Annotated in this window: 10 protein-coding genes, 1 pseudogene and 1 riboswitch; of the genes and pseudogenes, 9 read left to right on the forward strand and 2 right to left on the reverse strand. The window is 69.9% G+C overall.

The genetic code is table 11. The features are described from left to right. Position 1 precedes the first annotated feature (1 nt). A complete protein-coding gene (locus Ari01nite_RS21650) occupies positions 2–1,048 on the reverse strand; it encodes an AAA family ATPase (protein ID WP_203783198.1) in 1,047 nt (348 codons plus the stop codon). A gap of 323 nt (positions 1,049–1,371) precedes the next feature. On the opposite strand from Ari01nite_RS21650, the gene Ari01nite_RS21655 reads away from it, so the two are divergent. Both Ari01nite_RS21655 and leuS read left to right on the forward strand, forming a co-directional pair. Further along, complete coding sequence (locus Ari01nite_RS21655; protein ID WP_203783200.1) at positions 1,372–4,203, forward strand: M36 family metallopeptidase; 2,832 nt, start codon at positions 1,372–1,374, stop codon at positions 4,201–4,203. 170 nt (positions 4,204–4,373) lie between these two features. Continuing rightward, the gene (gene leuS, locus Ari01nite_RS21660) at positions 4,374–7,181 is read left to right on the forward strand and encodes a leucine--tRNA ligase (protein WP_203783208.1); all 2,808 of its coding nucleotides are present in this window, start codon (positions 4,374–4,376) and stop codon (positions 7,179–7,181) included. A 66-nt stretch (positions 7,182–7,247) separates the two neighbouring features. Here the strand turns inward: leuS and Ari01nite_RS21665 are convergent, their stop codons facing one another. Next, positions 7,248–8,060 carry a C40 family peptidase gene (locus Ari01nite_RS21665; protein ID WP_239162897.1) on the reverse strand — a complete coding sequence of 271 codons (813 nt, stop codon included), beginning with the start codon at positions 8,058–8,060 and terminating at the stop codon, positions 7,248–7,250. 6 nt (positions 8,061–8,066) lie between these two features. Further along, positions 8,067–8,188, reverse strand: a riboswitch (cyclic di-AMP (ydaO/yuaA leader). 450 nt (positions 8,189–8,638) lie between these two features. On the opposite strand from Ari01nite_RS21665, the gene Ari01nite_RS21670 reads away from it, so the two are divergent. From Ari01nite_RS21670 to Ari01nite_RS21700, 7 genes and pseudogenes are all read left to right on the forward strand, one after another. Continuing rightward, positions 8,639–9,868 (forward strand): MurT ligase domain-containing protein, encoded by a 1,230-nt coding sequence (locus tag Ari01nite_RS21670; protein WP_203783247.1) that lies wholly within the window; start codon positions 8,639–8,641, stop codon positions 9,866–9,868. After that, positions 9,858–10,568, forward strand: a complete 711-nt coding sequence (locus Ari01nite_RS21675; RefSeq protein WP_203783209.1) for a type 1 glutamine amidotransferase — start codon at positions 9,858–9,860, stop codon at positions 10,566–10,568. Before Ari01nite_RS21670 ends, Ari01nite_RS21675 begins: the two co-directional genes overlap by 11 nt. A 40-nt stretch (positions 10,569–10,608) precedes the next feature. Then, a complete protein-coding gene (locus Ari01nite_RS21680; RefSeq protein ID WP_203783211.1) occupies positions 10,609–11,340 on the forward strand; it encodes a TVP38/TMEM64 family protein in 732 nt (243 codons plus the stop codon). 699 nt (positions 11,341–12,039) lie between these two features. After that, positions 12,040–12,471 carry a division/cell wall cluster transcriptional repressor MraZ gene (gene mraZ / locus Ari01nite_RS21685; protein ID WP_203783213.1) on the forward strand — a complete coding sequence of 144 codons (432 nt, stop codon included), beginning with the start codon at positions 12,040–12,042 and terminating at the stop codon, positions 12,469–12,471. A gap of 246 nt (positions 12,472–12,717) precedes the next feature. Beyond that, positions 12,718–13,776, forward strand: a complete 1,059-nt coding sequence (gene rsmH / locus Ari01nite_RS21690) for a 16S rRNA (cytosine(1402)-N(4))-methyltransferase RsmH (RefSeq protein ID WP_203783215.1) — start codon at positions 12,718–12,720, stop codon at positions 13,774–13,776. A gap of 686 nt (positions 13,777–14,462) precedes the next feature. Further along, complete coding sequence (gene ftsL / locus Ari01nite_RS21695) at positions 14,463–15,221, forward strand: cell division protein FtsL (RefSeq protein WP_203783217.1); 759 nt, start codon at positions 14,463–14,465, stop codon at positions 15,219–15,221. A gap of 6 nt (positions 15,222–15,227) precedes the next feature. Next, positions 15,228–15,567: pseudogene (locus Ari01nite_RS21700) on the forward strand (hypothetical protein); the annotation flags it as partial.

A 15,567-nucleotide genomic window follows, 5' to 3' on the forward strand; every position in this document is an offset into this window, starting at 1 on the left:
ATCAGAGCCCCCGCGCCTCGTACTGGGTGCCGCCGGTCGAAGGCCGGGTGTCGTACGGCGAGCGGTTGCGCTCGTGCGGCAGCGGCAGACGGTGCAGGATCTCGGCCACGATCGCGTCGGTGCTGCGCCGGTTGAGCTGGGCGTCCGCGGTCGGGATGATCCGGTGTGCGAGCACCGGCACGGCCAGCGCCTGCAGGTCGTCGGGCAGCACGTAGTCGCGTCCCTCGAGGGCGGCTACCGCCTTGGCGGTGCGCAACAGCTGGAGGGTGGACCGGGGCGACGCGCCCAGCCGGATCTCGGGCGCCTCGCGGGTCGCGGTGACCAGTGCGATCGCGTACTGCTGGACGGCGTCGGCGGCGTGCACGTGCCGGACCGTGGCGATCAGCCGGCGGACCGTGGCGGCGTCGGTGACGGAGCGCAGGTCGTTCAGCGGGTCGTGTGATCCGTGCCCGCTGAGCATGGCCAGCTCGGCCCGCGGATCCGGGTAGCCCATCGCGATCCGGGCGGTGAACCGGTCGCGCTGGGCCTCGGGCAGCGGGTAGGTGCCCTCCATCTCGATCGGGTTCTGCGTCGCGATCACCATGAACGGCCCCTGCAGCTCGTACGTGGTGCCGTCGACGGTGACCTGCCGCTCCTCCATGCACTCCAGGAGGGCGGACTGGGTCTTGGGCGAGGCCCGGTTGATCTCGTCGCCCACCACCAGGTTGGCGAAGACCGCGCCCGGCTTGAACTCGAAGTCGCGCGTCTCCTGGTTGTAGACGCTGACGCCGGTCACGTCGCTGGGCAGCAGGTCGGGCGTGAACTGGATCCGCCGCACCGAACAGTCGATGGAGCGGGCCAGGGCCTTGGCCAGCTTGGTCTTGCCGACACCCGGCACGTCCTCGATCAGCAGGTGACCCTCGGCGAGCAGGACCGCGAGCGCCAACCGGACCGTCGCACTCTTGCCCTCGATGACCTGCTCGATGTTGGTCATGATGGCTTGCGTCGCGGCTCGGAAGTCGTCGGTTGCCATCGGTCCACCGGGCTCATCCCAGGTCGGGGTAGTCACGGGCCTCCTCCAAGTTGTTTCCGGCCGGGCAGCGAGGCTGCCCACCGCTGCACGACGGGCGTCCCCACAGGTTAGCCCGATCACAGCAAACCGCCGAGTGCGGGCGACTAGGCCGTTTCGACAACCGTCAACCAGACACGGATATCGCTTGGGTAAAGAATCAGACATCGCCCTAGTTATATTTTCCGATCTTCGACGAGCATCAGCCATCGACGGGCCACACAAGTGGAGTGCGGCCGGCACGGGGGAGCTGCGCCTCGCGCCGGGCTGCACCGAGCCCGGTCGAGAGGGGCTGTATTTTGAGACCGTTATCCGTACCGTCCGTGACCCGGCGGGTCGGGGCGGCGACCGCCGGATTTGTGCTGCTGGCAGGCGTTCTGTCGGGCAGCGCGGAGGCCGCGCCGAACCCCGGCGGGCAGACCGCGAACGCCGGCGCCGCCGACCGCCAGGAGCGTCGCGCCGACTACGACAGCCGCAAGAGCCTGGGTGCCGCGGCTGACGCCCAACCCACCGTGGCCCTGCGCCGCGCGATCGTCGCCGAGCCCTCCGGCGCGGCGGTCAACACCCTCCGTGACTCGCTCGGCGTCCAGGGCATCGTCGACATCGACGGCGCCACCGGCACGCCGCGCCGGGTCGCCAAGCTTGACGGCTATCTGACCGCCGCCAGTAAGAAGAAGCCCGCCGACATCGCGCTCGACTATGTGCGTACCCACTCCGCTGTTTTTGGTCTTGACTCCGATGCGCTGAGCAAGCTCACCCTGCGCAAGGACTACGTCGACGTGGCGGGCACGCACCACCTCAGCTTCGTGCAGGTCGCCGACGGTGTTCCGGTCTTCGGCAACGGTCTCAAGGCGCACGTCGCCAAGAACGGCCGGCTGATCCAGGTCGACGGCTCGCCGGTCAAGTCGCTGCCGGACGCCGCCGGCGCCACCAAGGTCAGCGCCGAGGGTGCCCGCTCGGCCGCCGTCAAGGACGTGGCCGGCGACTCGGCCGCCAAGGTCACCAAGGCAGCGACCGGCGCCACCCGCACCACCACCTTCAGCGACGGCGGCAACGCCAAGCTGGTCTGGTTCCAGGCGGCCGGCGGCCCCCGGCTGGCCTGGCAGACGATCGCCGTGGACGAGGGCTACGTGCACGTGGTCGACGCCGCGAGCGGCGAGGTCCTGTACCGGCAGAACACCGTCGACGCCGACAACGGCTCGGTGTTCTACAACTACCCGGGCGCGCCCAAGGGCGGTACCCAGCAGAACGTGAGCCTCACCAGGTGGCTGCCGAACAACTCGCCGCGCCTGGCCGGCAATGTCGCACACGTCTGGAGTGACGTGAACGACGACGACATCGCCAACCCGGACGAGGAGGTCGGCCCGTCCGGCCCGCGCTCCTTCGTCTACCCGTTCACCGACTTCTCGGCGACCGTCGGTGGCAAGTGCTCGGCGCAGTACAAGTGCTCGTGGGACCCGAACACCCCGTTCTCCTGGCAGAAGAACCGCGAGCAGAACGCGGTTCAGATGTACTACTTCCTGGGCGTCTTCCACGACCACCTGAACGCCAAGCCGATCGGCTTCACCCGGACGGCCGGCAACTTCGAGGCGGTCGACGGTGACGCCGTGCAGGGTCACGCGATGGACGGCGCCAACACCGCCGAGGGCCTGCCCGACACGGCCCACGACAACAACGCGAACATGAACACCCCGCCGGACGGCATCCCGCCGGTCATGCAGATGTACCTGTTCGTGCCGAGTGCCCGGTTCATCGCCGGCAACTCGGGTGACGACTCGGCCATCCTGTTCCACGAGTACACCCACGGCCTGTCGAACCGCCTCGTGGTCGACGCCAACGGCAACTCGACGCTGGGCGACATCCAGGCGGGTGCCATGGGCGAGGCCTGGGGTGACTGGTACGGGCTGGACTTCCTGGTGAGCGAGGGCCTGGAGAAGGACACCGCGGCGGTCGACATGATGGTCGGCGAGTACGTCAACGCCGGCGGCACGATCCGGAGCCAGCCGAGCGACTGCACCGTCGGCGCGGCCGCCACGTCCTGCCCCGGCACGGCCGGCGCCGGACCGGGCGGTTACACGTACGGCGACTTCGGCCGGGTCTCGGCGGCCGGGCCGCAGGTGCACGCCGACGGCGAGATCTGGATGCAGACCCTGTGGGACCTGCGCAAGGCGATCGGCAGCAAGAAGGCCCAGTCGCTGATCACCCGGGCCATGGAGCTGTCCCCCGCGAACCCGTCGTTCCTGGACATGCGTAACTCGATCCTCCAGGCCGACCTGGTGGTCAACGGCGGCAACCTGCAGAAGAAGATCTGGAAGACCTTCGCCGCCCGCGGCATGGGTTACTTCGCGGCCGCGGTTGACGGTGACGACGCCCAGCCGGTCGAGGACTTCTCGCTGCCGCCGGCGGCCAGCACCCCGCGGGGCACGCTGACCGGCACGGTCACCGACCAGGACACCGGTGCGGCGGTGGCCGGCCTGACCGTCGGCTTCGGCGGGCACGCCTCCGGGTTCGCCGGCGACCTGCAGGCCACCACGGGTGCGGACGGCAAGTACACGATCACCGGCATCTTCCCGGGGACGTACGCGAAGGTGTTCGCCCGCGGTGCCGGCTACGACATCCAGGTGCGGACGCTGTCGATCAGCTCGCACACCAAGGTGGAGAACTGGTCGGTCCGCAAGGACTGGGCAGCCTCCAGCGGCGGTGGCACGGTGGTCGACTTCAGCGGGCCGGACTACACCGCGTTCGGTTGTGGCCCGGGCAAGCTGATCGACCAGTCGCAGGCCATCGGCTGGGGTTCGGACATCGGTGAGCAGTTCATCATCGTGCAGCTCTCCGGCGTGGTGAACATCAGCGAACTGGTGATCAACCCGTCCGCGACCTGTGGTGACGACGAGACCGCGTCGACCGGTGGCTACCGCGTGGAGACGTCGCCCGACGGCACCACGTGGACCCAGGCTGCGGCCGGCACGTTCCCGGCCGGCACCGTCACGCCGACGGTCGTCCCGCTGACCGCGGGCGCCACCGGGGTGGAGTACATCCGCTACACGATGCTGACCTCGCAGGGCCAGGACGCCGGCCTCTGCCCGTCGGCGGCCAGCGGCTGCTCCTTCCTCGACTCGACCGAGCTCGCGGTCTACGGACCCGCGGCCGGCTAGTCAACGGGTGATACCGGTCGCCGTCGCTCGGCGGCGACCGGTATCATGCACCCATGGCCCGGCCGTTCCTGCTTCTTAGCCGGCCGTGCTGCCGCCGCCGTTAGACGGGCACAGCACGGCGATCCCCTCCTGCGTGAGGGGCTTTTTTGTGCCCATCGACTGAAGACGAGATGCCGACGATGAGCGAGTCAGAGACCCCGCCGTTCCGCTACACGGCCGCGCTGGCCAGCGAGATCGAGCCGCGCTGGCAGGCCCACTGGGCCGAGCACGGTACGTTCCACGCGCCGAACCCGTCCGGCGAGCTGGCCGACCCGGCGCACCCGCGGGCCGGCGCGCCGAAGCTGCACGTACAGGACATGTTCCCGTACCCGTCCGGATCGGGTCTGCACGTCGGTCACCCGCTCGGGTACATCGGTACCGACAGCTACACCCGGTACAAGCGGATGGCCGGGTTCAACGTTCTGCACCCGATGGGGTTCGACGCGTTCGGCCTGCCCGCCGAGCAGTATGCAGTGCAGACCGGCACGCACCCGGCGACCACCACGGCCGCGAACGTCGAGCGCTACCGTCAGCAGCTGCGCCGGCTGGGCCTGGCCTACGACGAGCGCCGCACGTTCGCGACGACCGACCCGGACTACTACCGGTGGACGCAGTGGATCTTCCTGCAGGTCTTCAACTCCTGGTTCGACGACAAGATCCGTAAGGCCCGCCCGATCGCCGCGCTGATCGCCGAGTTCGAGGCCGGCACCCGCGCCACGCCGGAGCAGCCGTGGGCCGCGATGTCCGCCGTGGAGCGCCGGAAACTGGTCGACTCGTACCGCCTGGCGTATGTCAGCGAGGCGCCGGTCAACTGGTGCCCGGGCCTGGGCACGGTGCTGGCGAACGAGGAGGTCACGCCGGAGGGGCGCAGCGAGCGCGGCAACTACCCGGTCTTTCAGCGCAGCCTGAAGCAGTGGATGATGCGGATCACCGCCTACGGGGACCGCCTGATCGAGGATCTGGACACGCTGGACTGGCCGGAGCCGGTCAAGCTGATGCAGCGGAACTGGATCGGCCGGTCCCGGGGTGCGCATGTCGACTTCCCGGTTGACGGGGACGTGATCCAGGTTTTCACCACCCGTCCGGACACGCTGTTCGGGGCGACCTACATGGTGCTGGCGCCGGAGCACGAGCTGGTTTCCCGGGTGGTGCCGGTTTCCTGGCCGAGCGGGACAAAACGGGCATGGGCCGGCGGTCATGGAACCCCGGCCGAGGCGGTTGCCGCATATCGGGCTCAGGCTGCGGCCAAGACCGATGAGGAGCGCACCGACGCGAAGGAAAAGACCGGCGTCTTTATCGGGATTTTTGCGACAAATCCGGTTAATGGGGCGAAGATTCCGGTGTTCATCGCCGATTACGTGCTGGCCGGCTACGGCACCGGCGCGATCATGGCGGTACCCGGGCAGGACGAGCGGGACTGGCAGTTCGCCGAGGTCTTCGAGCTGCCGATCATCCGCACGGTCCAGGCACCGGACGACTACGAGGGCGCGTACGTCGGCGAGGGCCCGGCGATCAACAGCGACTGGCTGAACGGCATGGGTGTCGCCGACGCCAAGGCCGCGATGATCACCTGGTTGGAGCAGCACGGCCACGGCCGCGGCGCCACCACGTACCGCCTGCGCGACTGGCTGTTCAGCCGGCAGCGGTACTGGGGTGAGCCGTTCCCGATCGTCTACGACGAGACCGGCCTGCCGGTGGCGCTGCCCGAGTCGATGCTGCCGGTCGTCCTGCCCGATGTGGACGACTTCGCCCCGCGTACCTTCGACCCGGACGACGCGGACACCGAGCCGGAGACGCCGCTGTCCCGCAAGCGCGACTGGGTCGAGGTCGAACTGGACCTGGGCGACGGCCCCCGCAAATACACCCGCGAGACCAACACCATGCCGCAGTGGGCCGGTTCGTGCTGGTACGAGCTGCGCTACCTGGACCCGCGCAACGACAAGGCCCTGGTCGACCCGGACAACGAGGCCTACTGGATGGGCCCGCAGCGCGACGGCGACTGCGGTGGCGTCGACCTGTACGTCGGTGGCGTCGAGCACGCCGTCCTGCACCTGCTGTATGCCCGCTTCTGGCACAAGGTGCTGTACGACCTGGGCCACGTCTCGTCCTTCGAGCCGTTCCGCAAGCTGTTCAACCAGGGTTACATCCAGGCGTACGCCTTCCGCGACGACCGCGGCGTCATCGTCCCGGCCGAGGAGGTCGTCGAGCGCGACGGCCGGTACTTCTACAACGACGCGGTGGTCACGCGCGAGTACGGCAAGATGGGCAAGTCCCTGAAGAACGTGGTCACCCCCGACGAGATGTGTGAGCAGTACGGCGCCGACACGTTCCGGGTCTACGAGATGGCGATGGGCCCGCTGGACGTCTCCCGCCCGTGGGATACCCGCGCGGTGGTCGGTTCCCAGCGCTTCCTGCAGCGCGTCTGGCGCCTGGTGATCGACGAGGAGACCGGAGCCGTACGCGTCTCCGACACGCCACTGGACGCACCCGTCCGCAAGCACCTGCACCGGATCATCGCCGGCGTCCGCGAGGACATGGACGAGCTGCGCTTCAACACCGCGATCGCCAAGCTGATCGAACTGACCAACGCCCTGACCCCGCTGCCGGCGGTGTCCCGCGAGGCCATCGAGCCGCTGATCCTGATGACGGCCCCGTTCGCGCCGCACCTGGCCGAGGAGCTGTGGCAAAAGCTGGGCCACACCGGCTCGCTGACCTACACCGCCTTCCCGGAGGCCGACCCCGCCCAACTGGTGGCCGAGTCCATCACCTACCCCGTGCAGCTGAACGGCAAGGTCCGCGGCCGCATCGCGGTGGCCCCCGACACCCCCGAGGCTGAGGTCCGCGAGGCGGCCCTGTCCGAGGTGGCCGAGGCCCTGTCCGGCCGCACCCCCAAGAAGGTGATCGTCGTACCCGGCCGCCTGGTCAGCGTCGTCGTCTGAAAACCCCACGGAGGGGCGGGAACCTCGTTGTCCCCGCCCCGGCCGTAGGTGGTGCTGTCGCTGGCGTCAGACCAGTCGGCGGACCACATAGTTCTTGCTGAACATCTTTCGCTTGGACACCTTGGCGCCGGAGTGCGGCGAGTCGTACATGTAGCCGTTACCCGCGTAGATCGCCGCGTGGTAGCCGTAGGAGCCGGAGCGGAAGATGATGAGGTCGCCCACCTGCTTTTTGCTCTTCGCGATGGACTTGCCGTGGCGCTGCTGCGAGTTTGCCTTGTGCGGCAGCTTCTTGCCGGCGGCCTTCTTGTAGACGTACTTGGTGAAGCCCGAGCAGTCGAAGCGCTTCGGGCCGGCGGCGCCGTACAGGTAGCGGGCGCCGACGTGGGTCTTCGCCTGGGCGATGATTTTGGCGCCGCTCGCCTTCACCGTGATGCGGAGCTTCTGGCCGGTGTGCGAGGTGTAGGCGCCGTTGCCGAGGTAGACGGCCCGGAAGTAGGCCGACGTCTTCGGCTTTGCGTACAGGTTGACGGTGCCGCTGCTGCTGACCGTCTTGGACGTCCAGTTGATCCACTTGCCACCGCGCCAGGTTTGCAGGCGGACGGTGCCGGACGTGACCGCTTTGCCGGTCGACGGGTTGAAGTAGCGGGCGGTCACCCGGACCTGGTTGCCCCACCGCACGGTCTTGGTGCTGACCGTGGTGCGGACCGCGGGTTTGACCTTGGTGGCCGCCGCTGCCTGGACCACCGGAGCGGTGGCGGCTGCGCTCGCGGCCGGTGTTGCCACCAGCTGTCCGGCGCAGAGGCAGAGACCCAGGGACAGGGCGACAGTACCGGTGCCGACCGACAAGCGGCGGCGCCGGCTCGAGGTGTGCGTATGCACGGTAAGGGAATCCCTCCGGCACGCCTGCGAGGTTAGCTGTCGGGTTCGGGCGGGAAGGTTGCCCGGCCGCGTAATGCGGCTTCACCCCGAGGTTGCCCCGTACGTCGCCACCGGAGCGGGTGGCGCGGAGCGGACCGAAATGTGGGTCCCCCGTCCCTGCCCCCTTTTGCCTATGTGTGGTTGTGCGGTGCATGTGGTCGCTTCGATCGGCCCGGGGCAGGGCTCGGCGTAAACCGGATCGTCGCGAGCCGGTGAGCGGTCGCTACCGGCCAGACCTTGCTACCTGAAATTTGGCAAGGTCGTCGGAGATCGAATGGTCACGGAGCGTGTTTGGCACACAAAGCACTGTCCAATTTGTTATCTCCCGAAAAGAATTGCCGCGACGAAAAGTAGCGAGCCAATAACGCGACGTAGAAGGTTACGGGTGAAACAGAACACACAAAAAGTCGCGGCAGGCTCTCTACCGGGTAAAACTCATTCCCTCGAATGTGTGTCTGCCGATTTGGGTGGATCACGGCGTCCGGCAACTCGACGTAACCTCTGGTTCCGGTACCCTCGCTGGCGTGACGGACGGAAAGATGCCCCTGCGGGCCAAGGTCGCGACCTCGGTGTCGAAGACCGCGGCGGCGCTCTCCAGGGCCGCGGGACGCGGCGACGGCTCGGTCATCGGCGGGTGGCTCGGCCTCAAGATCGATCCGGATCTGCTGGCCCATCTCGCGGCCGGCCGGGCGATCGCCCTGGTGTCCGGCACCAACGGCAAGACCACCACCACCCGGCTGGTCGCCGCGGCCCTCGAGGTGGTCGGCGGGCAGCACGGCGTGGCCACCAACTCGTTCGGCGCCAACATGCCCACCGGGCACACGTCCGCGCTGGCCAAGGCGGGTTCCACCCCGTTCGCCGTGCTCGAGGTCGACGAGCACTACCTGGCCCGGGTCATCGACGAGACCAACCCCCGGGTGGTGGCGCTGCTCAATCTCTCCCGCGACCAGCTCGACCGGGCCAAAGAGGTCGCGATGATGGCCCAGATGTGGCGCACCGCGCTGGCCGGCCACCCCGACGTGATCGTGGTGGCAAACGCGGACGACCCCATGGTGGTCTGGGCCGCGCAGGGCAGCGGTCACATCACCTGGTTCAGCGCCGGCCAGCGCTGGCTGGACGACTCGTTCGTCTGCCCCGAGAGCGGCCACCCGATCGAGCGCTCCGGCGGTGACTGGTGGTGTTCCGGCTGCCCGCTGCGCCGCCCGCGCCCGCAGTGGTATGTCGAGGATGACGGCGTGGTTGACCCGCGCGGCGACTGGCACCTGGTCAAACTCCAGCTCCCGGGCACGGTCAACCTGGGCAACGCGGCCACCGCGCTGGCCGTCGCCGCCGAATTCGGCGTACGGCCGATTGAAGCTCTTCCTCGCCTTTCCACGGTGGCCTCGGTGGCCGGCCGGTATGCACAGGTCGAGCGGGACGGACGGAACGTCCGGCTACTGTTGGCGAAGAATCCGGCAAGCTGGCTCGAGGCGTTCGACATGGCCGAACAGGCACCCACCCTGCTCTCGGTCAACGCCCGGGACCCCGACGGCCTGGACACCTCCTGGCTGTACGACGTCGACTTCGCACCGCTGCGCGACCGGCCGGTGCTGATCACCGGCGACCGGGCGTACGACCTGGCCGTCCGGCTTGAGGTGAACGGTGTGCGGTTCGAGCACGTTAAGAGTTTCGACGAGGCGCTGCGGACGGTTCCGCCCGGCCGCCTCGAGGTGATCGCCAACTACACGGCGTTCCAGGACATTCGAGCGGAGTTGGACCGTGTCAACTGAAAGTTTGCGGATCGTCTGGATTTATCCGGATCTGCTGTCGACTTACGGTGACCGGGGCAATCTGCTCATCCTGGCCCGTCGTGCCCAGTTGCGGGGCATTCCGGTCGAAACCTACGAGGTGCGTTCCGACCGGCCGATGCCGTCCACCGCGGACATCTACCTGATCGGCGGCGGCGAGGACGGCCCGCAGGCGCTCGCGGCGCAGCGGCTGATCGCGGACGGCGGCCTGCACCGGGCGGTCAACCAGGGCGCCGCGGTCCTGGCGATCTGCGCGGGTTACCAGTTGTTCGGTCACTCGTTTTTCGCTAAGGGCACGAAATGCCCCGGACTGGGCCTGCTCGACCTGCACTCCGACCGCGGCGAGACCCGTGCGGTCGGTGAGCTTCGCGGCGACATCGACCCGCGCCTCGGCCTGCCCCCGCTGACCGGCTTCGAAAACCACGGCGGCCGCACCCACCTGGGTCCCGGCGTCGCCCCGCTGGCCCGGGTCACGGCCGGCATCGGCAACGACGGCCAGACCGAGGGAGCCTGGCACGGCAAGATCGTCGGCACGTACTCGCACGGCCCGGCGCTCGCTCGCAACCCAGCGATAGCCGATCTGCTACTGCGTTGGTCCATCGGCGCGGATAGTCTTCCCAGCGTTGACGACACCTGGCCGGACCGGCTACGCGCAGAAAGGCTCGCCGCGGCGGGCGCCTGACAGATCTTCGACCGACGACGAGTTGGGGCGGTAAGCCTGTATGACTGACACCCTGATCGCACCTCCGGCCCCCGTTGCCGCACCGCTGCCGGTTCTGCCGGCCGAGGCGCAGCCGATGGGCTGGAAGCGCCGGCTGGTCCGTCTGGGGACCCTGGGCTTGGTCATCGGCGGCCTGGCTGCCGCGGCGGCTGTCCTGCCGCTGCGCGACATCGGCGACGCCATCCTCGCCCTCGGCTCGGCCGCCCCGGTCGCCATCGCGGTGGTCGGCGGCATCTTGCTCTCCGTGATGGTCCCGCGCACCGCGATCACCATCGCCTGCGGTGCCCTGCTGGGTGCGGCCACCGGCGCCGCCACCGCACTGGCCGCCGCCGTGATCGCCGCCGCCGCCACCTACTACGCGGGCCGCTGGGCCGGCCGTGGCGCACTCAAGGCCCGTGCCGGCGGCCGCCTGGCCCGGCTCGACGGCTGGCTCAACCGCCGCGGCCTCTCCGCGGTCCTGCTGGTCCGCTTCCTCCCGCTGGCCCCGTTCGGCCTGATCGGCTACGCCTACGGCACCACCAGCGTCTGCCGCAAGCGCTACCTGCTCGGCACCACCTTGGCCGCCATCCCGTCCGCCGTCAGCTACGCCGTGATCGGCGCCGCCGTGGCCGACCCCGGCTCGATGAACCCGCTGAGCCTGGCCCCCGCCATCGTCGGTTTCACCCTGACCACCGCGATCGTCTGGCGCTGGAAGCGCGCCGCCCGTCGCGAGGCCGCCGCCATGCCCGTCTGACCCAGTCGTTGCGAAAGGCCCGTCGCTTTCTTGCGGCGGGCCTTCCTCATTTGAAGGTACGGGCACAGAAGTCTCCACCCGCACGGGCGGCCGCCGTCGCCTGCACGCCAAGCCCCAGCCAGTTCCCGCCCGGCCCCCCGAGCCGTGTCGCAGCCCCAGCATCATCACCCGGCGGCCCTCACCGCCGGCACCTTACTTACTAGAGCCCACCGCACGGCCGGCGACGGTGGCCCGGGAGCAGCAACTCCACAAGGTCGGGAGCAGGGCGCTGCCCGGCGGGCGGACCGCACGGCGTATCCGGGATCACGCGTGACGTGGCACTCGTTGCGAGTCTGGCCGTTCGGCTTGCCACTTTGCTCCACCCCGGTCCTCCACTTTCCTCCCCTACGGGGGTCGACAGGGCGTGGCGTCGGCAGGTTTGGGGGTTTTTAGGGTGGTATCTGGACCGAGTGGCGCGGGTCTGTCGGGTAGCGGACGTTGTTGATCTTGGTTTGCCCTCCACTCCGGGCGTGTGGCTTTGAGCTGCGGTTACGCAGCGTTTGGTGGCGGGCGGCAGTGCTCATTCGGCTTGCGGGTGGAGGGAAGTGGAGTAGAGTGGAGCGCAGTGGCAGGGCCGAAGGGGGAGCTAGACCGGGGAGGCCTGCCGGCCCGAGTTGACAAGCGGACCGCGAACCGCTGGGGGCAGGGGGTGGACGGCCGATGTTCCTCGGCACCCATACCCCACGCCTTGATGACAAGGGGCGGCTGATTCTTCCGGCCAAGTTCCGAGATGAGCTGGCGGGAGGTGTCGTGATCACCAAAGGGCAGGAACGCTGCTTGTACGTGTTCCCGATGCCGGAGTTCCAGCGCATCGCGGGCCAGCTGCGTGAGGCGCCGGTGACCAACAAGGCGGCCCGGGCGTATGGCCGGGTGTTCTTCGCCAGCGCGCACGACGAGGTTCCCGACAAGCAGGGACGGGTGACGATCCCGGCCCACCTGCGGGAGTACGCGGCACTCGACCGCGAACTCGTGGTGATCGGTGCAAGTACTCGAGTGGAGATCTGGGACAAGCAGTCCTGGGACGACTACCTCGCGGCGAGCGAAGACGAGTTCGCCGACATCGAGGAGGGGGTGCTGCCCGGCGGACTGTAGGGCGTGGCACCCCGCCGGGCCGCTGCATCGGCCCCGGACGTCACTGCCGCCGTACTGCGAGATCTCCAGCCGCTCCCGCACCTGGCGCCTCTTCCCCGGCGCCAGGCGCGTGTCCGGACCGGGACGGGCCCTTTGGCAGGGGCCGGTTCCGTGAGGGCACGAGCGGATGGGGATCTGGCGGTACGGAGGACGTTCGGGCCGATTCGGGCGACTGGGGACGGCCGTGGTGGGGCGAGGGGGGTCGACATGGGGGAGCTACGCGGTACGCACGTGCCGGTGCTGCTCGAGCGTTGCCTCGAGCTGCTCACCCCCGGTCTCGATCTGCCCGGCGCCGTGCACGTCGATTTCACGCTGGGTCTTGGCGGCCATGCCGAGGCGGTCCTCGAGCGGTTTCCGGACGTGGTCCTCATCGGACTCGACCGGGACACCGAGGCGCTCGCGCACAGCCGGCACCGGCTGGCCCGGTTTCGGGCCCGCACCCATCTCGTGCACGCGGTCTACGACGAGCTTCCGCAGGTGCTCGCCGACCTCGAGTACGAGCAGATCCACAGTGGCCTGTTCGACCTCGGTGTCTCCTCGCTCCAGCTGGACGAGGCGGACCGCGGTTTCGCGTACGCGCAGGACGCGCCGCTGGACATGCGGATGGACCAGACGCGGGGGGTTACCGCCGAAGAGGTCGTCAACGGGTACGAGCCGGGCGAGCTCGTGCGCATCCTGCGGCAGTACGGCGAGGAGCGGTTCGCTCCGCGGATCGTCTCGGCGATCGTGCGGGAACGGGCCAAGGGGCGGATCACCTCCACGGCCCGGTTGGCGGACCTGGTCAAGGAGGCCATTCCGGCCGCCGCGCGACGAACGGGTGGAAATCCCGCGAAAAGAACGTTTCAGGCGTTACGTATTGAGGTAAATGGGGAACTCGCCGCACTCGAGTCTGCCGTTCCGGCTGCTTTGGACTCGTTGGCCCCGAAAGGGCGCCTTGTGGTGATGAGCTACCAATCCTTGGAGGACCGGATCGTCAAGCGTGCCCTCACCGCGAGGTCACGCAGCACCGGGCCGATCGACCTTCCGGTCGAGCTGCCCGGAACCGGGCCGACGCTGCGGCTGCTGACCCGAGGGTCGGAGCCGCCCACCGAGGAGGAGGTTGAGGCGAACCCGCGAGCGGCTTCGGTGAAGCTGCGCGCGGTGGAGCGCCTCGGCCGGCAGGACCAGGCATCCGGTGCCGCCCGCGAACGGCCCCGGATGTCAACGCAGCGGGGACGAGGGCGGTTACGCCCGGGGGAACGCGACGAGGGGGAGGGGAAAGCATGAGCGAGCGCACCCACGCGCCGCGGTCGGGGGGCCGGACCGCGGATCGTGCCATGGGTCAGGGCCGCGATGCGGACGCCCGGCGAAGTGACGCCCGGGGGGCGCGCCACTTCACCAACGCCGAGCGGGCCGACACGCGCCGGTCAGGGATCGGGCGCGAAGAGCCGGAGGAGACAAGCGGCACCCGCCGCGCCGCGGAGCCGGCCACCGGTGCCCGCGGCCAGGGCCGCCGCCCGGAACCAACGCTCGGCAAGGGCCGTCGCCCGGAGTCCACGCTGGGCCGCGACCGCACCACCGGCGCCGGCGAGGGCCGCGGCCGCACGACGGGCGCTGTCGAGAGCCGCGGCCGCACGACGGGCGCTGTCGAGGGACGCGGCCGCACGACCGGTTCGGTTGAGGGTCGCGGCCGCACCGGTTCGGTTGAGGGTCGCGGCCGCACCGGTTCGGTTGAGGGTCGTGGCCGGGCGACCGGTTCGGACGGTCGCGAGCGTCGGACCGGTGAGGTCGGTCGTGAGCGTCGGACCGGTGAGGTCGGGCGGGAGCGTCGGACGGGGTCGGTTGGCCGGGACCGGGAGAAGATTGCTTCGCTGGACGGGCGGGAGCGCCGTGGCGCTGCCGGGCCGGTCGGGCGTGGGCGGAATTCGGCGGCTGGTTCTGGTGGGCTGTTCGGAGGCAAGGGGCGGCGGCCGGTGGCTGACGCGCCGGTCGACGGGACGGCGGCACTGGATGTTCAGGTGGCGGCGGCTGAGCCGGTTCGGCTGACCGGGGGCGTCGGGAACGGGCCTCGGCTCCGGGTGGCGCCGCCGGCGCCGATCAGTGCGCCTCGGGCTCCGTTCGTGGCCTCGGTGATCGGGGTGGTCGTCGTCGGGGTGCTCGGCATTCTGCTGATCAACACCAAGACGAACGAGAACTCCTTCAAGATCGCGGACATGCAGAAGCAGGGTGCGGCCCTGGCCAACCAGCGGCAGGACCTGGAGAACCAGCTGGTCGAGGCGTCCAGCATCGGCAACCTGGACGCGGCGGCCCGGCGGCTCGGGCTGGTCAAGGCGGAGAGCCCGGCGCTGTTCCGGCTGCCCGACGGCAAGATCATCGGGGTGCTCACGCCCACCAACGGGCGGCCGGCGGTGACCGCGCAGGACGCCAAGGGCAACAAGACCGGTGGCCAGGACGCCGGCCGCCAGACCGAGAACGGTGCGGCCACGAACGGCGGCCAGGCCACCGGCGGCCAGACGACCAACGGCCAGACGACCAACGGCCAGGGGACCAACGGCCAGGCGACCAACGGAAGCCAGGCCGGCGTCGACGGTGCGGTGACCGGTGGTGCGGCCACCGGCCAGGTCAGCGGCAACGGTGTGGCCGGCAACGGCGTGGCTGGCAACGGCGTGGCTGGCAACGGTGTCGCCGACGGGACGCAGGGCGGCTCCGTGCCGGCCGGCACCGGGCAGTAGGCCGACATGTCGCCACGCAACGACGACACTCCGCGCCGGGGCACTCAGCCCCGGCGTGGTACGTCTCGTGACCTGCCCGTCGACGGCCAGCCGGGGGATGAGGCGGACGGTAAGCCGGCCCGCGGGTTCGGCGGCATCGGGGACGCGCGCGCCTACACGCCGCGCGGGCGGACCATGGCCGAGCGGGACCAGCGCACCCGGTCGCCGCGGGCGGGGCGGACCACCGACCCGTTCCGGCCGGCGCTTCAGGTGCTCGACGGGGGCCGGCCGCAGCGGGGGCGCGGCCGTCCACCGGTCGACGAACCGGCACCGGAGACCGCGGTCGGACCGCAGCGCGGCCGTGGCC

The sequence above is a fragment of the Paractinoplanes rishiriensis genome (assembly GCF_016862375.1).
Taxonomy (GTDB): Bacteria; Actinomycetota; Actinomycetes; order Mycobacteriales; family Micromonosporaceae; genus Actinoplanes; species Actinoplanes rishiriensis.

Coding starts and splice junctions, on each gene's coding strand:
- leuS (WP_203783208.1), top strand. CDS start 4,374: ATGCCGACGATGAGCGAGTCAGAGACCCCGCCGTTCCGCTACACGGCC.
- Ari01nite_RS21670 (WP_203783247.1), top strand. CDS start 8,639: ATGCCCCTGCGGGCCAAGGTCGCGACCTCGGTGTCGAAGACCGCGGCG.
- Ari01nite_RS21680 (WP_203783211.1), top strand. CDS start 10,609: ATGACTGACACCCTGATCGCACCTCCGGCCCCCGTTGCCGCACCGCTG.
- mraZ (WP_203783213.1), top strand. CDS start 12,040: ATGTTCCTCGGCACCCATACCCCACGCCTTGATGACAAGGGGCGGCTG.
- rsmH (WP_203783215.1), top strand. CDS start 12,718: ATGGGGGAGCTACGCGGTACGCACGTGCCGGTGCTGCTCGAGCGTTGC.